Annotated in this window: 21 protein-coding genes and 1 tRNA gene; 8 read left to right on the top strand and 14 right to left on the bottom strand. The window is 58.0% G+C overall.

What is annotated here, in order from left to right; translation table 11 throughout:
* The first annotated feature begins 87 nt into the window (after positions 1-87).
* The 7 genes from livH (at position 88) to CFB02_RS17755 (ending at position 7,258) form a co-directional block, all read left to right on the top strand.
* Positions 88-1,011: a high-affinity branched-chain amino acid ABC transporter permease LivH gene (gene livH, locus CFB02_RS17785; RefSeq protein ID WP_088559077.1), complete on the top strand. Its 924-nt coding sequence runs from the start codon at positions 88-90 to the stop codon at positions 1,009-1,011.
* Entirely contained in the window at positions 1,011-2,282 is a 1,272-nt protein-coding gene (locus CFB02_RS17780) for a high-affinity branched-chain amino acid ABC transporter permease LivM (protein ID WP_088559076.1), read from the top strand. Before livH ends, CFB02_RS17780 begins: the two co-directional genes overlap by 1 nt.
* Positions 2,283-2,288: 6 nt before the next feature.
* On the top strand, positions 2,289-3,044 hold the full coding sequence (livG, locus tag CFB02_RS17775) for a high-affinity branched-chain amino acid ABC transporter ATP-binding protein LivG (protein ID WP_088559075.1): 756 nt from the start codon (positions 2,289-2,291) through the stop codon (positions 3,042-3,044).
* A gap of 9 nt (positions 3,045-3,053) precedes the next feature.
* Positions 3,054-3,755, top strand: coding sequence for an ABC transporter ATP-binding protein (locus CFB02_RS17770; RefSeq protein WP_008171549.1), 702 nt, complete (start codon positions 3,054-3,056; stop codon positions 3,753-3,755).
* 241 nt (positions 3,756-3,996) lie between these two features.
* A complete protein-coding gene (locus tag CFB02_RS17765; protein WP_088559074.1) occupies positions 3,997-4,461 on the top strand; it encodes a DUF3015 domain-containing protein in 465 nt (154 codons plus the stop codon).
* Positions 4,462-4,550: 89 nt separating this feature from the next.
* The gene (locus CFB02_RS17760; RefSeq protein WP_088559073.1) at positions 4,551-6,416 is read left to right on the top strand and encodes a DUF4105 domain-containing protein; all 1,866 of its coding nucleotides are present in this window, start codon (positions 4,551-4,553) and stop codon (positions 6,414-6,416) included.
* Positions 6,386-7,258, top strand: coding sequence for an alpha/beta hydrolase (locus CFB02_RS17755; RefSeq protein WP_088559072.1), 873 nt, complete (start codon positions 6,386-6,388; stop codon positions 7,256-7,258). Before CFB02_RS17760 ends, CFB02_RS17755 begins: the two co-directional genes overlap by 31 nt.
* A gap of 51 nt (positions 7,259-7,309) precedes the next feature.
* Here the strand turns inward: CFB02_RS17755 and pnp are convergent, their stop codons facing one another.
* The 13 genes from pnp to ftsH form a co-directional block, all read right to left on the bottom strand.
* Positions 7,310-9,424, bottom strand: a complete 2,115-nt coding sequence (pnp, locus tag CFB02_RS17750; protein WP_227519409.1) for a polyribonucleotide nucleotidyltransferase — start codon at positions 9,422-9,424, stop codon at positions 7,310-7,312.
* Between the two features lie 359 nt (positions 9,425-9,783).
* Positions 9,784-10,053, bottom strand: coding sequence for a 30S ribosomal protein S15 (gene rpsO, locus CFB02_RS17745; RefSeq protein WP_088559071.1), 270 nt, complete (start codon positions 10,051-10,053; stop codon positions 9,784-9,786).
* Between the two features lie 78 nt (positions 10,054-10,131).
* Positions 10,132-11,073, bottom strand: a complete 942-nt coding sequence (truB, locus tag CFB02_RS17740; protein ID WP_088559070.1) for a tRNA pseudouridine(55) synthase TruB — start codon at positions 11,071-11,073, stop codon at positions 10,132-10,134.
* Positions 11,070-11,492, bottom strand: a complete 423-nt coding sequence (rbfA, locus tag CFB02_RS17735; RefSeq protein WP_088559069.1) for a 30S ribosome-binding factor RbfA — start codon at positions 11,490-11,492, stop codon at positions 11,070-11,072. Before rbfA ends, truB begins: the two co-directional genes overlap by 4 nt.
* 25 nt (positions 11,493-11,517) lie before the next feature.
* Positions 11,518-14,061, bottom strand: a complete 2,544-nt coding sequence (gene infB / locus CFB02_RS17730; protein ID WP_088559068.1) for a translation initiation factor IF-2 — start codon at positions 14,059-14,061, stop codon at positions 11,518-11,520.
* Positions 14,062-14,079: 18 nt separating this feature from the next.
* The gene (gene nusA / locus CFB02_RS17725; protein WP_088559067.1) at positions 14,080-15,573 is read right to left on the bottom strand and encodes a transcription termination factor NusA; all 1,494 of its coding nucleotides are present in this window, start codon (positions 15,571-15,573) and stop codon (positions 14,080-14,082) included.
* 55 nt (positions 15,574-15,628) lie between these two features.
* Positions 15,629-16,090 (bottom strand): ribosome maturation factor RimP, encoded by a 462-nt coding sequence (gene rimP / locus CFB02_RS17720; protein ID WP_088559066.1) that lies wholly within the window; start codon positions 16,088-16,090, stop codon positions 15,629-15,631.
* Between the two features lie 320 nt (positions 16,091-16,410).
* Positions 16,411-16,495: transfer RNA gene (locus tag CFB02_RS17715), tRNA-Leu, on the bottom strand.
* 7 nt (positions 16,496-16,502) lie between these two features.
* On the bottom strand, positions 16,503-16,883 hold the full coding sequence (gene secG / locus CFB02_RS17710; RefSeq protein WP_088559065.1) for a preprotein translocase subunit SecG: 381 nt from the start codon (positions 16,881-16,883) through the stop codon (positions 16,503-16,505).
* A gap of 24 nt (positions 16,884-16,907) precedes the next feature.
* Entirely contained in the window at positions 16,908-17,666 is a 759-nt protein-coding gene (gene tpiA / locus CFB02_RS17705) for a triose-phosphate isomerase (RefSeq protein ID WP_088559064.1), read from the bottom strand.
* 75 nt (positions 17,667-17,741) lie between these two features.
* Complete coding sequence (glmM, locus tag CFB02_RS17700) at positions 17,742-19,085, bottom strand: phosphoglucosamine mutase (protein ID WP_088559063.1); 1,344 nt, start codon at positions 19,083-19,085, stop codon at positions 17,742-17,744.
* Entirely contained in the window at positions 19,085-19,915 is an 831-nt protein-coding gene (gene folP / locus CFB02_RS17695; protein ID WP_088559062.1) for a dihydropteroate synthase, read from the bottom strand. Before folP ends, glmM begins: the two co-directional genes overlap by 1 nt.
* Before the next feature lie 95 nt (positions 19,916-20,010).
* Positions 20,011-21,954: an ATP-dependent zinc metalloprotease FtsH gene (ftsH, locus tag CFB02_RS17690; protein WP_264753952.1), complete on the bottom strand. Its 1,944-nt coding sequence runs from the start codon at positions 21,952-21,954 to the stop codon at positions 20,011-20,013.
* Positions 21,955-22,340: 386 nt separating this feature from the next.
* On the opposite strand from ftsH, the gene yhbY reads away from it, so the two are divergent.
* Positions 22,341-22,652, top strand: coding sequence for a ribosome assembly RNA-binding protein YhbY (gene yhbY, locus CFB02_RS17685; protein WP_088559061.1), 312 nt, complete (start codon positions 22,341-22,343; stop codon positions 22,650-22,652).
* A 75-nt stretch (positions 22,653-22,727) separates the two neighbouring features.
* Here yhbY and greA read toward each other — a convergent pair whose 3' ends face one another.
* Entirely contained in the window at positions 22,728-23,207 is a 480-nt protein-coding gene (gene greA, locus CFB02_RS17680) for a transcription elongation factor GreA (RefSeq protein WP_075267597.1), read from the bottom strand.
* Between the last annotated feature and the right edge of the window lies 1 nt (position 23,208).

Genomic DNA, 23,208 nt, shown 5'->3' with positions numbered 1-23,208 from the left:
CCTGTTGATCCTCCCCCACTTCCTGCCCGGATATCCCGGACACAAGGTGTGGTAGCGGAGGGAGCAGGCTTTCGGAGTCCCATAACAATGCAAGACCTCCTTTATTTCTCACAGCAGCTCATCAACGGGCTGACGATCGGGAGCACTTACGCCCTGATCGCCATCGGCTACACGATGGTTTACGGCATCATCGGCATGATCAACTTTGCCCATGGTGAAATCTATATGATCGGTGCCTACACAGCGCTGATTGCCATTACCGGCCTCGCCGCTCTTGGCGTTGCCTGGTTGCCACTGATACTGATCGTAGCACTGCTCTGTGCCATGATCGTCTCCAGCTCCATGGGCTGGGCAGTGGAACGGGTGGCCTACCGGCCCGTGCGGGGGCGTCACCGCCTGATCCCGCTGATCTCCGCCATCGGCATGTCCATCTTCCTGCAGAACTACGTTCACCTGGCACAGGGATCCCGCAACATTGGTTTCCCGGCCCTGATTGACGGTGGCTTCAACTTCGGTTCCGGTGACGGTTTCCAGATGTCCCTATCCTATATGCAGATCACCATCTTCATCACCACACTGGTCTGTATGACAGCCCTGTCCCTGTTTATATCCCGTTCGCGGACTGGCCGCGCCTGCCGGGCGGTATCACAGGACCTGGGTATGGCCAATCTGCTGGGCATCGACACCAACCGGATCATCTCGGCAACCTTTGTGATTGGTGCGGCACTGGCAGCCGTTGCCGGCCTGCTTCTGGGCATGTACTACGGTTCGGTTGATCCTCTGTTCGGCTTCATTGCCGGCTTGAAAGCCTTTACCGCAGCGGTACTTGGCGGCATTGGCAGCATACCCGGCGCGATGCTGGGCGGACTGATACTGGGCGTGGCGGAGAGCATGACCTCCGGCTACCTCAGCGGTGAATACAAGGATGTGATCTCGTTCAGCCTGCTGATCCTGATTCTGCTGTTCAAACCCACCGGCCTGCTCGGCAAACCGGAGGTTGAGAAGATCTGATGGCTGCTAACAATTTCAGACACGCGCTCTTCTGCGCGTTCATTACACTGATCATTTCCTACCCGATCATTGGTTTCAATCTTGAGGCCCAGGGCATCAACGTGACCCTGACCGGCGCCGATGCCAGCACCATAGTGATGGTATTGCTCGCGGCGGTGATCGTATTCCTGTTCCAGATGTTCCGTGAACAGATCATGGGGGGTCTGAAGAGCATTCCCCATCCTTTGCCCCAAGCCAACAAGGAGCCGATGGCGGAAAACCGCCGGGCAAAGATTGAATCCTGGGTGCTGACCGGCATCGTGGTTCTGGCCCTGTTCTGGCCGTTCTTTGTGTCACGCGGCGCGGTGGATCTGGCGACTCTGGTGCTGATCTACATCATGCTGGCCCTTGGCCTGAACGTGGTGGTGGGCCTGGCCGGGCTTCTGGACCTGGGCTATGTGGCGTTCTACGCCGTAGGCGCCTACACCTTTGCCCTGCTCTCCCAGTACGCCGGCATTTCGTTCTGGCTGGCCCTGCCTATTGGCGCTCTGCTTGCCGCCCTGTTCGGTTTGGTGCTCGGCTTCCCGGTACTCCGGTTGCGGGGGGATTATCTGGCCATCGTAACCCTCGGGTTCGGCGAGATCATCCGGATACTCCTGAATAACTGGACGACGCTGACTGGCGGCCCCAACGGAATTGGTGGCATCCCGGATCCAACCCTGTTCGGAATGGAATTCGGCCGCCGGGTGAAGGAAGAGGGCAACACCTCGTTCCACGAAACCTTCGGCATCGCCTACAGCGGCGAGCACAAGGTCATCTTCCTGTACCTCATTGCCCTGGTTCTGGCGGTGTTCACCGCGCTCGTGATCCGCCGATTCATGCGGATGCCCGTGGGTCGGGCCTGGGAAGCACTGCGGGAAGACGAGATCGCTGCCCGCTCCCTGGGTCTCAGCCGCACCGCAGTGAAGCTGTCCGCGTTTACCATTGGCGCCTTCTTTGCCGGTTTCGCCGGCACTGTGTTCGCCTCCAAGCAGGGCTTCATCAGCCCGGAATCGTTTGTCTTCCTGGAGTCTGCCATCATCCTGGCGATCGTGGTTCTCGGCGGCATGGGTTCCCAGATCGGTGTGGTACTGGCGGCAATCGCTGTCACCATCCTGCCGGAACTGGCCCGTGAGTTCTCCGAGTACCGCATGCTGATCTTCGGTGCCGCCATGGTGCTGATGATGGTCTGGCGTCCGCAGGGTCTGATGCCCATGCGCCGCATTCATATTGAACTGAAAAGGCAGGAGTGACAGACGATGCTTGAAGTACAGAATCTGTCCATGCGCTTTGGCGGCCTGCTCGCTGTAGACGAAGTGTCTCTGGACGTTCAGGAACACGAGATTGTGTCCATCATCGGCCCCAACGGGGCTGGAAAAACCACCGTATTCAACTGCATGAGCGGTTTTTACAAGCCCACGGGCGGCAAGATCCTGTTCGAGGGCAAGGAAGTACAGGGCAAGCCTGACTACAAGATCTCCCGTCTGGGGATGGTTCGCACCTTCCAGCATGTCCGGCTGTTCAGCCAGATGACGGTGGTGGAAAACCTGCTGGTGGCACAACATCGCCACCTGAACACCAACCTGATTTCCGGCCTCATCCAGACACCCAGTTACCGGAAGAAAGAGCAGAAATCCCTGGACCGGGCCGCCTACTGGCTGGACCGGGTAGGCCTGCTGGATCTGGCCAACCGGGAAGCGGGCAACCTGGCCTACGGCCAGCAACGCCGCCTGGAAATTGCGCGTTGCATGGTCACCGAGCCCAAGCTGCTGATGCTCGACGAGCCGGCAGCCGGCCTCAACCCGGCGGAAACCAAGGAACTCAACCAGCTGATCATCAGCCTGAAAGAGGACTACAACGTTTCCGTAGTGCTGATTGAGCACGACATGAGCCTGGTAATGGATATTTCGGACCGCATCAACGTCATCAACCAGGGCCGCCCCCTGGCCAGTGGCACACCGGAAGAAATCCGCCAGAACGACGACGTGATCAAAGCCTATCTGGGCGAGGCCTGAGGTAAACACATGCTAGTACTAGAAGATGTCCATACCCACTACGGCAAGATCGAGGCCTTGCACGGGGTGTCTGTCGAAGTCAAAAAGGGTGAGATCGTCTCGCTGATCGGCGCCAACGGCGCCGGCAAGACCACGCTGCTGATGACCGTCTGCGGTAACCCCCGGGCCAGTTCAGGACGCATTTTCCTTGAGGGCAGGGAAATCACCAACGAATCCACGGCGCAGATCATGCGCTCCGGCATCGCCATTGTTCCGGAGGGGCGTCGGGTGTTCTCGGGCCTGACCGTGGAGGAAAACCTCCATATGGGTGGTTTCTTCAACACCAAGGCCGAAATCCGCAAGAGCCAGGAGCACGTCTACGAGCTCTTCCCGCGCCTCAAAGAACGTGAACATCAGCGCGCCGGCACCATGTCCGGGGGCGAGCAGCAAATGCTGGCTATCGGGCGGGCCCTGATGAGCAGACCAGAGATGATCATCCTCGATGAACCATCACTGGGCCTGGCACCGCTGATCATCAAGCAGATCTTCGAGATCATCGGCCAGCTTCGCGAGGAAGGCATTACGGTTTTCCTCGTCGAGCAGAACGCCCATCAGGCTCTGAACCTGGCAGACCGGGGCTACGTGCTGGAAACCGGAAAGATTCGCCTGCACGACACGGGCAAGAATCTGCTGAACAATCCGGACGTCCAGAACGCTTACCTGGGCGGCTGACCCGGGATCCTTGTCTGAGAACAAAAAGCCGGAGCATGGCAACGTGCTCCGGCTTTTTTTTGGACTAAATCAAATACTCACCAATCTTTAAACTTGCGTTGGTTGGATTTCAACTATACTCACACCAACGGTCAACCTGTCTCCACAAGACCAGTCAGGGCCGTTTTCGCAATGCTGCTCCACGTCAGGGGCAGCATTGTGTATTGCGACGACAGCTTTAAACCACAGGAAGGAGTGGATAATGAAAAAACTGATCGCAGGTGCAATTCTTCTTGGTGCCTCTTCTATGGCCTTTGCCCAACCGGGCTGTGGCGTCGGTGCCATGATCTGGAAAGGACAGTCCGGCATTGCCCCCCACGTACTGGCTGCAACCACCAACGGTACCTTTGGTAACCAGACCTTTGGTATGACCACAGGCACCCTTGGCTGCCAGACCAACCAGTCTGTTCAGTCCATGGCAATGTATATGGACAGCAACATCGACAAGGTTGCGCGGGATATGTCTCGCGGTTCCGGTGAGAACCTGGACACCCTGGCTGTGCTTCTGGGCGTCGACGAAGCTGACCGCGACGCCTTCCGCAAAGTGCTGCAGGACAACTTTGCTACCATTTTCCCGAACTCTGACACCACCTCCGGTGAAGCCGTGGACGCCATCGTCGCGCTGCTGGAGCAAAACGAGTCACTCAGCAAATACGTAGCAGCCTGATCCAGGCTCCTTGAAGGGACTCTCATGCGCCAGGGACGGCGCATCGTTCCATTCTCTACCCTGTTCAACCCCGGATGCAGCACCAACCCATGGGCAACATGCTTCGCATTGGGCCAGCCCTGATCTGGCTTGCAGTCAGCCTGCCGACCCAGGCCAATTCGCCTGAACACGCAACCGAGCTCCATCTCGACCCTGCCTGGCTCACACTCATTCATTATCAACCCGACAGGTTTGGTAGCGGATATACCAGCCAGGCCGACGATCCGGCCTTTTTTCTGAGCGATAATGGCAAGCACTCCCCCCGGGCGGAGCTCAAGGCCACCCTGGATGCTATCCAGAAAGACGGGGAAGGCAACGACCACGCCCTCTGCCGCTTCCCGGCACGGGCAACCTGGCTCAGTCAGCAACTTGATCTGTCGCTACCGGAAATCGAGTGTCCCGGCTTCCAGGAATGGTCGGAAACATTGAACACCGAGACGGTGACCCTGGTGTTTGCCGCCTCTTACCTCAACAGCCCGTCTTCCATGTTCGGCCACACGTTTCTGCGCCTGGACCCACCCCAGGATGACGACGAAACCAACCTGCTGCTGGCCAACACAATCTCCTATGCCGCTGATGCCGCCGCCCACGACAGTGAACTGCTGTTCGCGTACAAGGGCATTTTCGGCGGCTATCCCGGCATCACTACGGTCCAGCCGTACTACGAGAAAATCCGGCTTTACTCCGACATCGAACATCGTGACCTGTGGGAGTACAAACTGAACCTCACCCAGGATGAAGTGGACCTGATGATCGCCCATGCCTGGGAGATCAGGGACCGGAATTTCGATTACTACTTCTTCGACGAGAACTGTGCCTATCGCCTGTTGGCGCTGATAGACATTGCCCGTCCGGGAACGGACCTCCTGGGAGAAGTAAGCACTCACGCCATACCGTCGGACACGGTTCGCTGGGTGGTAGACAAGGACCTGGTGAGCGACGTTTATTACCGGCCCTCGGCTGCCACGTCGGTGGCCTACAGTCTCTCTACCCTGCCCGACGATCAACAGACCCTTGCGGCAGCGGTCGCCAACGGATATGTAGCCGCTGATGGTAGCGAAGTGAATTCACTGCCAGCCGAGCAACGAGCACATGTTCTGGACGCCACCTACGATTATGTTCGATACAAGAGCGAGGCCGACGGCTGGCCCCGTGAAATCGCCGCACCGCTCTCCCATGACCTGTTGAGAGAGCGCAGCCAGATCAGCGACGTCGCCCCGCCCGAGGAACCACCCGAACCGGTAGTTAGGGATGATCAGGGCCACGATACCTTCCGCCTGAGCCTCGGAGCAGGCCAGCAGGCACACAGGGAATTCACCCAATTGACCCTGCGCCCGGCCTACCACGATGTGCTGGACCCACCGGCTGGCTACCGTACCGGTGCCCAGCTGCAGTTTCTCCGACTCGACGCGCGCCTGTATACCGACAACGACGAACTTCAACTGGAACAGCTTACCGGCGTGGAAATCCGCTCTCTGAGCCCGCGGAACGCCTTTTTCTCGCCACTGTCCTGGCAGGTAGGTTTTGGTGGCCGCCGCACGGATACTGGCAACGACCGGGTCCTGACGCCCTATCTTGAGGGCGGAGCTGGGGGCAGCTGGCGCCTTGGCAACCAGACCCAGGCCTTTGCCATCGCCACCGCCGACCTGGAAATAGACGACGACCTGCGCCGAGGCTACGATGCTGCACCGGGCGCCGACATCGGCCTGCTGCACCAGAACAATCAATTCAGCCTGCTTGCCGGTGCCAAAACCAAGGCCTGGATCGTTAGCAGCCAACACCGCCAGGATCAGCTTTACGCCAAAGCCAACTGGCACATCGGCCGCGAGTTCAGTCTGTTTGCCGAGTTCACCCGGGAAGACCACTACGACAGGTATCAAAGCCTATGGCACGCCGGAATCCATGCGTATTTCTGACCGCCACCACGGCCCGGCTAAGCGGGCTTCTGGTTGCGCTTCTGCTGCTATCCGGTTGCAGCAGCGTCTTCTTCTACCCGGATCGGGTGACTTACATCACCCCGGACCGACTGAACCTCGAATACGAAGACATCTACCTCGACACAGCCGACGGCGAAACCCTCCATGGCTGGTGGCTGCCCGCAGAAGCCCCTGAGAACAACGCCAGGGGCACAGTCTATTTCCTGCATGGCAACGCCCAGAACGTCAGCAGCCACATCCTCAACGTAGCGTGGCTGCCCGAGAGAGGCTACAACGTTTTCACCATCGACTACCGGGGTTACGGCAAATCCACTGGCGACCCGGACATCGAAGGCGCGCTGCACGACGTGGAAACCGGCCTGCGTTGGCTGGCCCAAAAACCGGACGTGACCGACCGTCCTCTATACATTCTGGGCCAGAGCCTCGGCGGGGGCCTGGCTATTGCGCTGGCCAGTGAGTGGACCCAGAGGGAGGAACAGCCCCGGCTGGACGGTGTCATCCTGGACGGTACCTTCTCTGGCTTTCGCAAGATCGCCCGGGAGAAATTAGGTGGGTTCTGGCTTACCTGGCCGTTGCAGATCCCGCTAAGCTGGACCATACCCGACGACTACGAAGGTGTGGATCATATTCCCAGGATCAGTCCGGTGTCGGTGATGGTAATCCACAGCGTTCGAGACGGGATTATTCCCTTTCATCATGGAGAGGCGCTGTTTGAGGCAGCACAGGAGCCCAAAGAGTTCTTGCAGACGGATACGCCTCACGGGGCGACGTTTGTTATCCCGGGGTACCGGAAGGAAATGATTCGGTTTATGTCGCAATAAAAAACCCGCCAATCCAGAGGAAAGGCGGGTTTTTATCAAGCCCGAAAACGATCAGGCAGAGAAATCGGTCGGCTGATCGCCTTCCTTGATTTCCTTCATGGACAGCTTAACGCGACCACGGTTGTCCACATCCAGCACCTTCACCAGAACTTCCTGACCTTCGCTCAGCTCGTCAGTCACGTTCTCGATGCGGCGATCAGAGATCTGGGAAATGTGCACCAGACCATCCTTGCCAGGCAGGATGTTAACGAAGGCACCGAAGTCCACAATGCGCTCTACGCGGCCCTTGTAGATAGCACCCACTTCAATCTCAGCGGTGATTTCTTTAACCCGGTTCACCGCCGCCTGGGCAGCTTCCTGATTATCCGCGTAAATCTTCACATTGCCGTCATCATCCAGATCGATGGAAGCGCCGGTCTCGTCACAGATGGAACGGATCACAGAACCGCCCTTACCGATAACGTCGCGGATCTTCTCCGGATTGATCTTGATGGTGGTGATGCTCGGCGCACGGGCAGACAGCTCGGCACGGGGGGTGGAGATCACCTTGTTCATCTCGCCCAGAATGTGCAGACGCGCTGCGTGGGCCTGTTCGAGAGCAAGTTCCATGATCTCGTCCGTGATGCCGTTGATCTTGATATCCATCTGCAGGGCGGTCACGCCCTCCTGGGTACCGGCAACCTTGAAGTCCATGTCACCCAGGTGATCCTCGTCGCCCAGGATGTCGGTCAGAACCGCGAACTTGTCGCCTTCCTTGACCAGACCCATGGCAATACCGGCAACCGGTGCCTTGATGGGCACACCCGCATCCATCAGCGCCAGGCTGGAACCACAGACAGAAGCCATGGAGCTGGAACCGTTGGACTCGGTGATCTCGGAAACCGCACGGATGGCGTACGGGAATTCTTCGAGGGTCGGCATAACCGCCAGAACACCACGCTTGGCCAGACGACCATGACCAACCTCACGGCGACCCGGTGTGCCCACACGACCAGCTTCGCCCACGGAGTACGGAGGGAAGTTGTAGTGGAACAGGAACGGATCCTTGCGCTCGCCTTCCAGGGCATCAATGATCTGCACATCACGGGACGTACCCAGAGTGGTGGTCACGATGGCCTGGGTCTCGCCACGGGTAAACAGAGCGGAACCGTGAACGCTGGGCAGAACGCCAACTTCGATTTCGATCGGACGAACAGTCTTGTTGTCACGACCATCAATCCTGGGTTTGCCATCAATAACCTGCTGGCGAACCACGCTCTTCTCGATCTTGCCGAAGTACTTCTTGACCTCGTCTTCGGACGGCTGGCCTTCCTCTTCACCGGCCAGCTTCTCGACAGCTGCGGCTTTTACTTCGCCCAGACGCTCGTAGCGGGCCATCTTGTCGCGGATGCCATAGGCTTCCTCGATAGCACCGGCAAAATCTGCCTTGATGGCATTGAGCAGCTCGGTGTTCTCGACCGCCGGCTGCCAGTCCCAACGGGGCTTGCCGATTTCAGCTGCGAATTCCTTGATAGCCGCTACGGCCACCTGCATTTCCTGATGAGCGTAAAGAACACCGCCCAGCATCTGGTCTTCGCTCAGGCCTTTCGCCTCGGATTCCACCATCAGAACCGCATCTTCAGTACCGGCAACGACCATATCCAGCAGGGAGGTCTGCAGTTCTTCAAACGTCGGGTTCAGGAAGTAACCGCGCTCGTTGGTGTAGCCCACGCGGGACGCACCGATAGGGCCATCGAACGGAATACCGGAGATGGAAAGAGCGGCAGAGGCCGCCAGCATCGCCGCAATATCCGGGTCCTGATTCTTGCTGGAGGACATGACCGTGGTGATGACCTGAACTTCGTTCATGAAGCCGTTCGGGAACAGCGGACGAATCGGACGGTCTATCAGGCGTGAGGTCAGCGTTTCCTTTTCGGAAGGACGACCTTCGCGCTTGAAGAAGCCACCGGGGATTTTGCCCACGGCATAGGTCTTCTCGAAGTAGTTCACTGTCAGCGGGAAGAACGGCTGGCCGGGCTTGGCTTCTTTGGCGCCAACAACGGTGCCGAGAACGGAAATATCATCCACGGTTACCAGTACGGAACCGGTTGCCTGACGGGCAATACGGCCGGTCTCCAGAGTGACGGTTTTGCCGCCAAGCTCAAATGATTTCTTGAAAGGTTTCAGATCCACAAAAAACTCCTGGTCTATCTGTTCCAGATTGATTCGTTCCGGGCGCCCCTGCACTCGAAACCATAGTTCTGCAGATGATATGCTGTGGTCTGAAGAGCAACCCGTCTGAAAGCTAACAGGCTGTTGCAAAACCCCGGTCTGGGAGGCGGCGGTTCCGGAGGCCGCCAGGCCCGGGCTTTTCAACAACCTGCTATCAATTTCGGCTTTCCATTACGACAGGGAATCCTTCGAACACACAGACAATCCAACTGCAGTGGGAAAAAACACAACCAGCAATCCCTCGTGAGGGGGACTGCTGGTTGACGGCTGCCACCGGACGCACCGGCACAGCCCTCAGGTCGTAAAGACCCGGATTAGCGACGCAGACTCAGACGCTGGATGAGCTCCAGGTAACGATCGGCGTTCTTGCGCTTGAGGTAGTCCAGCAGCTTACGACGCTGGTTTACCATCCGGATCAGGCCGCGGCGGGAATGGTGATCCTGCTTGTTGGCCTTGAAGTGATCCTGCAGCTTGTTGATGTTCGCGCTCAGCAGTGCCACCTGAACTTCAGGGGAACCGGTATCGCCATCACCTTGCTGAAAATCCTTAACGATCTGTGCTTTCTCGTTGGCAGAAAGTGCCATAACTCACCTCATTGTTTGCGATGCTTTCGAATACGGCCGAACCGCGCATCTCTACAGCCCGGCTAGACAGCGGCGCGCCTAACGCTTTCCGCTGCTTTTCACCAGTCGGCGTGGAACCAGATTGGTCTGCTCGCCTTCCGGGAATGCTTCTGCAAGCCCGACGAAGCTTTCGTTAGCGCTCTCATTCGCATAGAGACGCACGAACCCGTCGTAAGCCTGACCCGGTATTCTAACCGGTTGTCCGTTCAAGATCGATACCAGCGCCTGCCCCGCCAGACGGTGCTCGGGGAACATCGACAGCGCGGCATCCGGTGCCACGAGGAGACCATCAAGACTTTCACCCCGCTCACGCATCGCCTCCAGATCACTCACGGCATGGGCGTCGGCCAGGGTGAACCCGGAAGCCATGGTACGGCGCAGCGCCGTCACATGGGCTCCGCAACCCAGGGCTTCACCGATATCCTCAACTAGTGAGCGAATGTACGTACCCTTGGTGCAGCTGACCGCGATATCCAGTTCGTTCTCGCGAATATCCAGGAGCGTCAGTTCGTAAATGGTCACCGGCCTTGCCGGACGTTCCACCTCGATACCTTCGCGAGCATATTCGTACAGCGGACGCCCTTTGTGCTTGAGCGCCGAATACATGGAAGGAACCTGCTGGATATCACCCCGGAAACCGTCAAGTACCGGCTCCAGGAACTCGGCGGTGAGACCCGCCGGTACCGGTTTCTCGCCAACGACGGCGCCCTCACTGTCACCGGTTTCGGTTCGGACTCCGAGCCGGGCGGTGGCAATGTAGGCCTTGTCGCTGTCGAGCATCATCTGGGAGAACTTGGTCGCCTCACCGAAGCACAGCGGCAACACGCCTGTGGCCAGGGGATCAAGAGCACCGGTGTGGCCCGCCTTGGCGGCCCCGAACAGGCGCTTCACCTGCTGCAGGATGCCGTTGGAGGTGACACCTGCCGGTTTGTCGATAACGAGGATACCGTTAACGTCACGGCCTTTGCGTCTGCGGCTCAAGCGTTACGCTCCGGGTCATCCTGATCATCGTCGGCGCGGTCAACGGCCGGCTTGTCGCCGACCGCTTCCCGAATGAGGCTATCCATCTTGCGGCTGTATCCCTGCAGCGTATCGAAGTGGAAACGAAGCTGTGGCACAACCCGCAGCTTCATTGCGCGACCTACCTGGCCCCGCAGAAAGCCAGAGGCTTTGTTGAGCACCGCAATCGACTCCCTGACCTCCGGAGACTCTTCCGTCAGTTCTTCGGCGGAAAGCAGGGAGACATAGATATCGGCGTAGCCAAGATCACGACTGACCTTGACTGCGTTGACCGTGACCATGCCCACCCGCGGGTCTTTGACTTCCCGCTGGATGAGCTGGGCCAGTTCCCGTTGCATCTGATCGCCGATGCGATCAATACGACTGAACTCTCTTGGCATTAGGTTTCCTTCAAACTCGGGCGCATCACGCGCCGGTGGATTCAAGCTTCCGCTCGACCCGGACGCGATCGAAGACCTCGATCTGATCGCCGACTTTCACGTCGTAACCCTTAACGCCAATACCGCATTCCATGCCGTTACGGACTTCAGGTACGTCGTCCTTGAAGCGACGCAGGGATTCCAGCTCGCCTTCAAAGATAACCACGTTGTCCCGCAGAACCCGGATCGGCTTGTTACGGTAAACCGTGCCTTCAGTAACCATACAACCGGCCACCTGACCAAACTTCGGCGAACGGAAAACGTCACGCACGTCAGCGATGCCAACAATATCTTCGCGGAATTCCGGTGCCAGCATGCCAGTCAGGGCTGCTTTCACATCATCAATCAGGTTATAGATGATGCTGTAGTAGCGCAGATCGAGACCTTCCTGTTCAACTAGGCGCTTGGACGCTGTGTCGGCACGGACGTTGAAACCGAAGATAACCGCATTGGTTGCCATAGCCAGACTGACGTCGGTCTCGGCAATACCGCCAACACCGGACGACACGATCTTGACCTGAACCTCATCGTTACCCAGATCCTGCAGGGCCTTGGTGATGGCTTCCAGCGAACCCCGAACGTCGGTCTTGAGCACAACATTGAGGGTTTTGACCTCGTCCTTGCCCATGTTCTCGAACAGGTTCTCGAGTTTCGCCGCCTGCTGGCGCTGGAGACGCTGCTCCCGCTCGCGGCTCTGACGGAACTCGGCCAGTTCTTTGGCCTTCTTCTCGTCGGCAACGGCGAAGAATTCGTCACCGGCGTCCGGCGTACCGTTCAGACCGAGGATCTCGACCGGAATCGACGGGCCAGCTTCTTTGGCCTGCTTGCCGGCTTCGTCAGTCATCGCCCGGACCTTACCAAAATAGGCACCGGCAACAACCATATCACCCTGGCGCAAGGTACCGTTCTGAACCAGGACAGTCGCCACGGAACCACGTCCGCGCTCGAGGCTGGATTCCACGACCACACCCTTGGCCGGTGCATCCGTAGAGGCCTCAAGTTCGAGGATTTCGGACTGCAGCAAGACGGCCTCAAGCAGCGCGTCGATGCCGTCACCGGTGTGAGCGGAAACGGGTACGAACTGAACGTCCCCGCCCCAGTCTTCAGGGACAACTTCCAGAGCAGCCAGCTCACTCTTGATTCGATCAGGGTCCGCCCCTTCCTTGTCCATCTTGTTGATGGCAACAACGATCGGCACACCGGCGGAACGGGCATGCTGCACCGCTTCCTTGGTCTGCGGCATCACGCCATCATCGGCGGCGACGACCAGGATAACGATATCGGTACACTGGGCGCCGCGGGCACGCATGGCGGTAAAGGCCGCGTGGCCCGGGGTATCCAGGAAGGAGACCATGCCGTGATCGGTTTCTACGTGGTAGGCACCAATGTGCTGGGTAATACCACCGGATTCACCGGAGGCCACCTTGGTACGGCGGATGTAGTCCAGCAGGGAGGTCTTACCGTGGTCAACGTGACCCATCACGCTCACAACCGGAGCCCGCTTGGTCTTGTCGCCACCCTCGAAGGAGAATTCGCTCAGAACCTCTTCCTCGAACGCATCGTCGCTGACAGTCTTGGCTTTATGACCCAATTCCTCGGTCACCAGAACGGCAGTTTCCTGGTCCAGTGCCTGGTTGATGGTGGCCATGACGCCCATGCCCATCAGGGTCTTGATAACATCAGCCGATTTGACTGCCATACGCTGGGCAAGGTCACCGACAGATATCGTTTCCGGAATCTCTACTTCTCTGACCATTGGTTTGGTCGGCCTCTCGAAAGCATGACGCTTCTCTTTGGGTTTCTTTTTCGCACGCAGCGGCTTGCGCAGCGTGGTCTCTTCCTCATCCTCGGAGATAACCAGCGGCTCTTCCACCGGACGACTGCGAGGACCACGATGGCCTGCCTGCTTCTTCTTCGGCTTGCCCTCTTCAATCTCGTCGCCGCGCTCGCGAACTTTTTCTTTCTTTTTCTTCGGCTTGCGGTCCTTGCCATCGCCCTCGGGCGGCGGCATCGGCATATCTTCCGGAGCGGGAACGGGCTCGGGCTCCGGCTCTTTCTTCGGCTCGGCCTTCTCTGCCTGCTCCGGCTGCTCTGCAGTCGCTGCCTCTGCGGGCTTCTCTGCTTCCGGCTGCCGGGCCTGCTCGGCCGCTACCTTTGGCGCCTCTTCCACCGGTGCCTGCTCCGGCTGCTGCTCAGCTACCGGCTCTTCCGGTTTCGGCGCTTCAGCCTCAGGCTGCAATTCAGCCCGTTTGATGTAGGTGCGGCGCTTGCGAACCTCAACATTGACGGTCTTTGCCTTGCCGGCCTTGAGCGTCGTGGTGGTCTTGCGCTTCAGGGTAATCTTGCGCGGTTCGGCGTCGGCCTCACCGTGAGTCTTTCTCAAATAGGCCAGCAACTGCTGCTTCTCATCGCTGGAGACAGAATCATTCTCGGAGCGGGCTTTCAGGCCAGCCTCCACAATCTGCTTCAGCAAACGATCCACGGGAGCGCCTACATCTTCGGCCAGTTGTTTTACCGTTACTTCAGCCATACTGGTCCTCCTCCCGAATTAAGCCTGGTCTTCAAACCAGGGGGCACGTGCAGTCATGATAAGCTGACCGGCACGCTCTTCATCCATACCTTCAATCTCGAGCAGATCGCCAACCGACTGCTCTGCCAGATCTTCCATGGTGCGCACACCCATGCCGGCCAGCTTGAAGGCCAGGCTACGGTCCATGCCATCCATTCCCAGAAGATCCTCTGCCGGCTCAGCGCCTTCGAGCGCTTCCTCGCTTGCCAGGGCCTGGTTCAGCAGGACGTCCTTGGCGCGACGGCGCAGCTCGGTGACGGTTTCCTCGTCAAAACCTTCGATCGCCAGCATCTCTTCCATTGGCACATAGGCCACCTCTTCAATGGAGGTAAACCCTTCCTCGATCAGTACACCGGCAAATTCCTCATCTACGTCCAGATTGCCAATGAAATGCTCGACAAGCCGGCTGTATTCCTGCTCCTGACGCTCACCAGCTTCTTCCTCGGTCATCACGTTCAGGGTCCAGCCGGTCAGATCTGTGGCCAGGCGAACGTTCTGGCCGTTACGGCCGATTGCCTGGGCCAGGTTGTCTTCCGCCACAGCCACTTCCATGGTGTGCCGGTCTTCATCCATAACGATGGACGCCACTTCTGCAGGCGCCATGGCATTGATCACCAGCTGGGCCGGGTTATCGTCCCACAACACGATATCAACGCGCTCACCGCCCAACTCATTGGACACGGCCTGAACCCGGGAGCCACGCATACCAACGCAGGCGCCAACGGGATCAATACGGCGATCGTTCGTCTTCACCGCAATCTTGGCCCGGGAACCGGGATCACGGGCAGCGCCGCGGATCTCGATCAGATCTTCCGCAATCTCCGGCACTTCGATGCGGAACAGCTCGATCAGCATCTGCGAAGAGGTGCGGCTGAGAATCAACTGAGGACCGCGGTGATCCGTACGGATCTCAAGCAGCAGCGAACGCACCCGGTCACCCATCCGGAACGTCTCGCGGGGGATCAGGAATTCGCGGGGCAGCAGCGCCTCGGCATTGGCACCCAGATCGACAATCACGTTGTCGCGAGTAACCTTCTTGACGGTACCCGACACCAGCTCACCAACCCGGTCGCGGTAGCTGTCCACAATCTTGGTGCGTTCAGCTTCACGAACCTTCTGGAAGATAATCTGCTTGGCAGCCTGGGCGCCAATGCGGCCAAAGGCTTCGGATTCGATTTTCTCCTCGTGGATATCGCCAGGCTTCAGGGCCGGGTCGATTTCCTCGGCTTCCTGCAGGGTGAGCTCGGTGCCAAGCGCAGGAACGGCATCGTTATCCACCACCAGCCAGCGGCGGAAGGTTTCGTATTCGCCGGTTTTCCGGTCGATGGATACGCGGATATCCGCCTCTTCGTCTTCAAAGCGTTTTTTGGCAGCGGTGGCCAGTGCCAGCTCGATCGCTTCAAAAATCACATCCTTCTCGACACCTTTCTCGTTCGAGACGGATTCAACCACCAGCAAGATCTCTTTACTCATTGGATTGCCCTGCCCTTAAAATCAACTGTGCGTCCACGGACTTTATTCAAATCGTTCATTCAAATACCGGCACGATGTGGGCTTTTTCAATGCTGTCGAATGGCAGCAGATACTCGTGATCATCAACGACCACAACCACATCATCACCTTCCACGCCTTTGATCAGCCCCTGAAACTTCCGGCGACCTTCAAATGCCATCCGGAGACGAATCTGAACCTGGTGACCAACAAAGGCCTCGTATTGCTCTAGACGAAACAGCGGGCGATCCATCCCCGGGGATGAGACCTCCAGTGTGTATTCGGTCTGGATGGGATCTTCCACATCCATCACGCCGCTGATCTGGCGACTGACTTTTTCACAGTCTTCGATGCCGATGCCGTTCTCGGCATCGTCAATAAACACCCGTAACAGGGAGTGATGGCCCTGCGAGCGGAATTCAATGCCCCAGAACTCATACCCCAGACCTTCCACCACGGGCTGAAGAATGTCTTCCAGTTGCTTAAGCTTGGCTGACAAGTTGTGCCTTCTCCGTTATCAATTTACCGGCCCCAAAAACAAAAAAAGGGCTGTTTTATCAGCCCTTTTTATGCACCAGGGCCCTTTGCGCCAGGCCCCTTAATCAAAAAGCCCCTTACAATGGGGCCTTTTGTTGCAAGAACTCGCAGGAAGCAAACCGGTGTACCGCTTCCTGCTGACAGACACCTGGCCTGCCAGAAACCCGCCCGTAACACGCGGCAGGTCCCAATATCCGCCGGAGTATAGAGACGCCGGACAGACTGGTCAAGGACTGACCAAAAAAAACGGCCTGGAAACTCCAAGCCGTTTTTCTTCTAATATGGTGCCCGGGGCCGGACTCGAACCGGCACAGCTTTCGCTACTACCCCCTCAAGATAGCGTGTCTACCAGTTTCACCACCCGGGCAACATTCTTACTCGAGCTCAGGGAGATCAGACTCCCCACTCTCGGCTTCGCTGGCTGCGGCTTCGCCGTTGTCTGCAGCGGTATCAGCCGGGGCGGCGCTGCTGGATTCCTGAACAACAGGAATACCGGCTTCGCCTGCCACTTCGGCACGCTGCTTGGCAAAAATCGCCAGCGAGAAACTTGTTACAAAAAATACCACTGCGAGCAGGGTCGTGAAGCGGGTCAGAAAGCTTCCGCTGCCCTGGCTACCGAACACAGTCTGCGAAGCACCACCACCAAAGGCAGCGCCGGCATCTGCGCCTTTGCCCTGCTGGATCAGCACCAGACCCACCAGCGCCACCGCGATCACCACGTGCACAACGACTACCAGCGTTTCTACCCAATCCATAACGACTCTCGCGAACCTTTAAATTCAGGTACCCGCCGGAACACTCCGGCAAATACTTACAAAATCTTCTGCTTTGAGCGACGCTCCGCCGATCAAACCGCCGTCAATATCCGGCTCGGCAAAAAGAGCGGCTGCATTATCCGCTTTTACACTGCCCCCGTAAAGGAGGGAAATCTCATTGGCCGGTGCGCCCATCTCTGAAAGCACCTGCCGAATCGACGCATGCATTGCCTGCGCGTCCTGTGCCGTAGCGGTTTTACCTGTTCCGATCGCCCAGACAGGCTCATAGGCAACCACTACACGCTGCCACTGTTCGCTTGCGACCGTCGACAGACCTGCCTTTACCTGGGCGGCGACAACGGTCTCGGCCTTATCAGCCTCACGCTCTTCCAGGGTTTCACCGACACAAACCATGGCCTGGAGCCCGGAAGCGAGAATGCGACCGACTTTTTCGGCCACTGCAGCGTCTGTCTCAGCGAAGAGCTGGCGACGCTCGGAATGACCGACCAAGGCGTATTGACAGCCCTGATCCAACGCCATGTCCGCGGAAATCTCACCGGTGTAGGCTCCGGAAGCCCATTGCGCCACGTTCTGAACACCGACCGACAGCACATTGCCTGCGCTGGCAACCACGTCCGGGACGTAAATAGCGGGAGGAATGATAACAACCTCAACGCCATTATCAAGAGAGGCCGCCTGGGATCGCACATCGCTTACCAGCGTTTGTGCCAGGTCTTTCGACCCGTTCATTTTCCAGTTTCCGGCTACAATCTTCCGACGCATAACAGTTCCCGAACGTGAGGGAGGGCGAACTATACAGCACTCCCTCCCGGCAGACAACCGCCTGAAAACACAAAATTAAGCGGTGGATTTCTCCACAACTTTTGCCAGCTCCTCGACTACCCGAAGAATCTCGCTGGCGTCCTGCCCCTCCGCCATCACACGGATCAGCGGCTCTGTGCCAGAGGCCCTCAACAGAATCCTTCCGGAACTGCCCAGCTCGGTTTCGGCCTTACGCACCGCAGCAACGATATCATCACGACTGAACGGATCGAAACGCTGCGCCACCCGAACGTTGATCATTTTCTGGGGGAGCTTGCTCATCCCCTTCCGCAAATCCGCAAGTGTTTTCCCGGACTTCCACACTGACAGAAGGACCTGCAGCGCCGAGACAATACCATCACCGGTACTGGTGCAGTCGCGGATAACCATGTGCCCGGAGCCCTCGCCACCCAGCACCCAGTTGTTGGCGAGCAGCCGCTCCATCACGTATCGGTCGCCGACTTTTGCACGCTCGAACTCGATTCCGATTTCATTCAAAGCAAGCTCAACACCCAGATTGGTCATCAGCGTGCCGACCACCCCGCCTTTCAGGCGATCCTCGGCAAAGCGTTGGGAGGCAATAACGTAGAGCAGCTCATCGCCGTCCACCTCGGATCCGTCCCGATCTACCATCAGAACCCGATCACCATCCCCATCGAATGCGATCCCGAGATCAGCGTTTTTCTCGATCACTGCTGCCTTGAGCGCCTGCAGATGAGTGGAGCCGACGTTAAGGTTGATATTGAGCCCATCGGGATCGCCACCGATTACCGAAACCTTGGCCCCAAGCTCCCGAAATACCTTGGGCGCCACGTGATAGGTGGCGCCATGGGCACAGTCCAATACGATATTCATGCCGTCGAGCGTGAACTCATTGGGCACAGTGCTCTTGCAGAATTCCACATACCGGCCCGGTGCGTCGTCAACGCGGGACGCCTTGCCCAGCTCAGTCGGGCCACAAACCTCAATGGGCTTGTCCAGCCAGCGCTCGATCTGGGCTTCAAGAGCATCGTCCAGCTTGGTGCCGGCCGCTGAGAAGAACTTGATGCCGTTGTCGTGGTGGGGATTGTGGGAGGCACTGATCACAATGCCGGCCGAAGCGCGGAAAGTGCGAGTCAGGTAGGCGATTGCCGGCGTTGGCATAGGACCAAGCAGCTTTACATCCACACCCGCCGCCGCAAGGCCAGCCTCGAGGGCCGACTCAAACATGTAACCGGACAGGCGGGTATCCTTGCCGATCAACACGCTGTTGCGCTGACCATCGCGCTTGAAGGCCTGGCCCGCAGCCCAGCCAAGTTTCAGCATGAACTCCGGCGTTATCGGAAATTCACCAACGTGCCCGCGAATACCGTCCGTACCAAAGTACTTTCTCTCGGACATTAACCTGCCTCCTTCACTGCCGCCACCACGCGGATAGCGTCCACTGTTTCCCTGACATCGTGCACACGAATAATACTGGCACCCTTCATGGCCGCTATTGTCGCGGCCGCAAGGCTCGCAGGCAACCTTTCATTCACCTCACGGCCAGTGATATGACCCAGCATGGACTTCCTGGAAATGCCAACCAGCAGGGGATGCCCCAGGATATGCATCTGCTCAAGGGAGGCCAGCAACTGCAGGTTATGCTCGAGGCTTTTCCCGAAACCGAAGCCGGGATCAAGCAGAATGTTTTCAGGGCGAATCCCGGCGTGCTCTGCAACGCGGATGCGCTCGGTCAGAAAAGCACTGACTTCCCGACGCACATTCCGGTACTCGGGCCGGTTCTGCATGGTATCCGGCTCCCCCTGGATATGCATGATGCAAACCGGTATGCCCGCTTTTGCAGCCACTTCCGGAACACCGTCACGTTGCAGGGCTCGCACATCATTGATCAGGCCTGCCCCCAGTTTTGCCGTCTCAGCCATGACCTCCGGCGCACTGGTGTCTACCGAGATAACCGCATCGAGCTCCCGGGCTGCCGCTTCAACCACGGGGCAAACCCGGTCCAGCTCTTCCTGCAACGACACCGGCGTGGCACCCGGCCGCGTAGATTCGCCACCGATGTCGATAAACGTGGCGCCATCGGCAACCATCTGCCTGGCCCTGACCAGAGCCGCATCCGGCCGGTTAAATTGGCCACCATCGGAAAACGAATCCGGTGTTACATTCAGAACGCCCATCACGTGGCAGCGGGACATATCCATTTCCCGCCCGGCAAAATTCATTTTCATGGCAAACCTTTTTCACGATGACAAAAACAAACGCCGCCCGGAATCCGGGCGGCGCAGGGAACTACACTCTTTTTACAACCAAAAGCTGCTAGCCGTCAGTGTTCTCCGGCCGGCCGGCCAACGCCGGGATGACGCCCGTCATCAGAAGCCTTTGGCTCCGGCGCTGCCTCAGGCTCGTCGGCCTTTACGCCACCGGCGGGACCGCTGTCTCCCCAACCTTTCGGCGGGCGAGGTGTGCGGCCTTCCATGATGTCATCAATCTGGTGACGGTCGATGGTTTCGTACTTCATCAACGCGTCGGCCATCATGTCGAGCTTGTCCCGGTTATCAACCAAGATCTGCTTGGCTTTCTCATAGCAGCTGTCAATGATGTTGCGAACTTCCTCATCGATTCGCTGTGCCGTTTCCGGTGAGTACACTGTCTGGGACTGGCCGGCAGACCGGCCGAGGAACGGCTCCTCGCTGTCAGTATCATACTGCAGCGGACCCAGCTTCTCGGACAGACCCCAGCGGGTCACCATGTTGCGGGCCAGACTGGTCGCGCGCTCGATGTCGTTGGAAGCGCCGGTCGTGACACCATCAAAGCCTAACGTCAGTTCTTCCGCGATGCGACCACCGAACAGGCTACAGATCGAGCTGATCAGGAAGCGCTTGCTATGGCTGTATTTGTCTTCCTCAGGGAGGAACATGGTGACACCCAGAGCCCGGCCGCGCGGAATGATGCTCACCTTGTACACCGGATCATGCTCCGGCATCAGACGACCCACAATCGCGTGACCAGACTCGTGATAAGCCGTATTCCGCTTTTCTTTCTCGCTCATCACCATGGACTTGCGCTCGGCGCCCATCATGATCTTGTCTTTGGCAAGCTCAAACTCTTCCATGGACACGAGACGCTGGTTGCGACGGGCCGCGAAGAGCGCTGCCTCGTTCACCAGGTTGGCGAGGTCCGCACCGGAGAATCCGGGCGTGCCACGGGCAATCAGAGCCGGCTCAACACCGTCCCCCAAAGGCACCTTCTTCATGTGCACCTTGAGGATCTGCTCACGGCCAATGATATCTGGCAGGCCAACAACCACCTGACGGTCGAAACGGCCCGGGCGCAACAGTGCCGGGTCGAGAACGTCGGGACGGTTAGTAGCGGCAATTACGATAACGCCCTCATTACCCTCAAAACCGTCCATCTCAACGAGGAGCTGGTTGAGAGTCTGTTCACGCTCGTCGTGACCGCCACCCATGCCGGCGCCTCGGTGGCGACCAACAGCATCGATCTCGTCGATGAAGATAATGCAGGGGCTTTGCTTCTTGGCCTGTTCGAACATGTCACGAACCCGGGAAGCACCCACGCCCACGAACATTTCGACAAAGTCAGAACCGGAGATGGAGAAGAACGGCACCTTGGCTTCGCCGGCAATAGCCTTGGCGAGCAGGGTCTTACCAGTACCCGGCTGACCAACCATCAGGACACCCTTGGGGATGCTGCCGCCAAGACGCTGGAATTTGCTGGGATCCCGCAGGAAATCCACCAGCTCCTTAACATCTTCCTTGGCTTCATCAACACCGGCCACATCCGCGAAGGTGGTCTTGATCTGATCTTCGCTCATCAGACGCGCTTTACTCTTGCCAAACGACATGGGGCCTTTGCCGCCACCGCCGCCCTGCATCTGGCGCATGAAGAACACAAACAGTGCGATGATGATCAGTATCGGAAACGCGGCTACCAGCAGCTGTGTCCACAGGCTCTGGCGCTCAGGCTCCTTACCGATAACCTCGACGTTGTTCGCGAGCAGGTCGTCCATCAGCTTGTTGTCAGACACCTGAGGACGGATTGTCTTGAACTGGGAGCCGTCACCACGGGTACCCTGAACCTGCAACCCATCGATTGTGACCTGACGGACCTGACCTTCCTGGACCATCTCCACAAACTGGGAATAGTTGACTTGTTGGCCGGTGGTGGTGGGAGAAAAGTTCTGAAACACCATCAGCAGCACGGCGGCTATAATTAGCCAGAGAACCAGATTTTTTGCCATATCGTTCAAGGATCATCACCTGTGAATTGTAGGGTTAACCTTTCGCAAAGCACCCTTTTCTGACACCTTACACCAATTGTACGCCCGTCCACCAGAAACGGCCCATCCGTATCGGCCACACGCAGCACACAGTTTTGCAATGAAAAGTCGCGTTAACCTTCATATTGGGCGCCATATCTGAAATTACAACAGCAACCCTCAATACGCCCCCATTTCCGCGAACCTTTTGACCCTTGCCACCCGGGTTGGTTCCTTCTGCTTACTGACCCCACGTCGATACGTGTTAACGGCCATTCTTACAGCGGGACGATCTGTTACAATTCCACGATTATACGTTCAAGTCAGCCTTTCCGCCGCTGACCTTTTGTTAATTGCACCAATAAAGAGATTACATCATGAGTCTTTCACCGGAACAGCGCCGGGAATACCGGGCGATTGCCCACAACCTCAAGCCCGTCATCATTGTTGGCGACAAAGGCCTTTCCGAGGGACTGCAGGAAGAACTCGAGCGCGCACTGAATGATCATGAACTGATCAAGATCAAGGTGGCGAGCCAGGACCGGGAAGCCCGGCACGAGGCGATCACCGCGCTGTGCGAATCCTCTGGCGCCGAACTCGTCCAGACCATCGGCAAGATCGCCGTCATACTACGCCGAGCCAAAAAGCCGAACCCCAAGCTCTCCAACCTGTTGCGCCACAAGCACTGATCCGCCCGGAAGCCAGAAACAGAAAAGCCGGCTCGGGAAACCCCAGCCGGCTTTTTTCGTTCAGCACAGACGAGATCAGATGTACTCGACCTGCTCGATCTCGTATTCCACGGTACCGGAAGGCACGCGAATGGCGACCACATCGCCCTCGCTCTTGCCAACCAACGCCCGCGCAATCGGTGAGGAAATCGACAGCTTGCCTGCCTTGATATCCGCCTCATCCTCACCAACGATCTTGTAGATCACCTGTTCGTCCGTATCCATGTTGAGCAGGTGCACCGTGGTGCCGAAGATCACCTTGCCGGTATTCTCGATGGTAGTCACATCGATTACCTGAGCGGCTGAAAGCTTGCCCTCGATTTCCTGGATACGCCCTTCAATAAAGCTCTGCTGCTCGCGGGCAGCATGATATTCAGCGTTCTCTTTCAGGTCGCCGTGCTCCCGGGCATCGGCAATCGCCGCAATAACCCGGGGACGATCCTCGGACTTCAGCTTCTGAAGCTCCTCGCGGAGGCGGGTCTCGCCCGCCTTTGTCATCGGTACTCTGTCAGCCATA

The sequence above is a fragment of the Marinobacter sp. es.042 genome (assembly GCF_900188315.1).
Classification (GTDB): domain Bacteria; phylum Pseudomonadota; class Gammaproteobacteria; order Pseudomonadales; family Oleiphilaceae; genus Marinobacter.
This window is presented reverse-complemented; position numbering and strand designations above follow the sequence as displayed.

Bases quoted from the DNA above. Each gene is read 5' to 3' on its own strand.
- infB (WP_088559068.1), bottom strand. From the start codon at position 14,061: ATGGCTGAAGTAACGGTAAAACAACTGGCCGAAGATGTAGGCGCTCCC.
- yhbY (WP_088559061.1), top strand. From the start codon at position 22,341: ATGAGTCTTTCACCGGAACAGCGCCGGGAATACCGGGCGATTGCCCAC.
- rbfA (WP_088559069.1), bottom strand. From the start codon at position 11,492: ATGCCAAGAGAGTTCAGTCGTATTGATCGCATCGGCGATCAGATGCAA.
- tpiA (WP_088559064.1), bottom strand. From the start codon at position 17,666: ATGCGTCGGAAGATTGTAGCCGGAAACTGGAAAATGAACGGGTCGAAA.
- greA (WP_075267597.1), bottom strand. From the start codon at position 23,207: ATGGCTGACAGAGTACCGATGACAAAGGCGGGCGAGACCCGCCTCCGC.
- livG (WP_088559075.1), top strand. From the start codon at position 2,289: ATGCTTGAAGTACAGAATCTGTCCATGCGCTTTGGCGGCCTGCTCGCT.
- nusA (WP_088559067.1), bottom strand. From the start codon at position 15,573: ATGAGTAAAGAGATCTTGCTGGTGGTTGAATCCGTCTCGAACGAGAAA.
- glmM (WP_088559063.1), bottom strand. From the start codon at position 19,085: ATGTCCGAGAGAAAGTACTTTGGTACGGACGGTATTCGCGGGCACGTT.
- CFB02_RS17755 (WP_088559072.1), top strand. From the start codon at position 6,386: ATGGCACGCCGGAATCCATGCGTATTTCTGACCGCCACCACGGCCCGG.
- CFB02_RS17780 (WP_088559076.1), top strand. From the start codon at position 1,011: ATGGCTGCTAACAATTTCAGACACGCGCTCTTCTGCGCGTTCATTACA.
- livH (WP_088559077.1), top strand. From the start codon at position 88: ATGCAAGACCTCCTTTATTTCTCACAGCAGCTCATCAACGGGCTGACG.
- rpsO (WP_088559071.1), bottom strand. From the start codon at position 10,053: ATGGCACTTTCTGCCAACGAGAAAGCACAGATCGTTAAGGATTTTCAG.
- secG (WP_088559065.1), bottom strand. From the start codon at position 16,883: ATGGATTGGGTAGAAACGCTGGTAGTCGTTGTGCACGTGGTGATCGCG.
- CFB02_RS17770 (WP_008171549.1), top strand. From the start codon at position 3,054: ATGCTAGTACTAGAAGATGTCCATACCCACTACGGCAAGATCGAGGCC.
- CFB02_RS17760 (WP_088559073.1), top strand. From the start codon at position 4,551: ATGGGCAACATGCTTCGCATTGGGCCAGCCCTGATCTGGCTTGCAGTC.
- CFB02_RS17765 (WP_088559074.1), top strand. From the start codon at position 3,997: ATGAAAAAACTGATCGCAGGTGCAATTCTTCTTGGTGCCTCTTCTATG.
- folP (WP_088559062.1), bottom strand. From the start codon at position 19,915: ATGAAAATGAATTTTGCCGGGCGGGAAATGGATATGTCCCGCTGCCAC.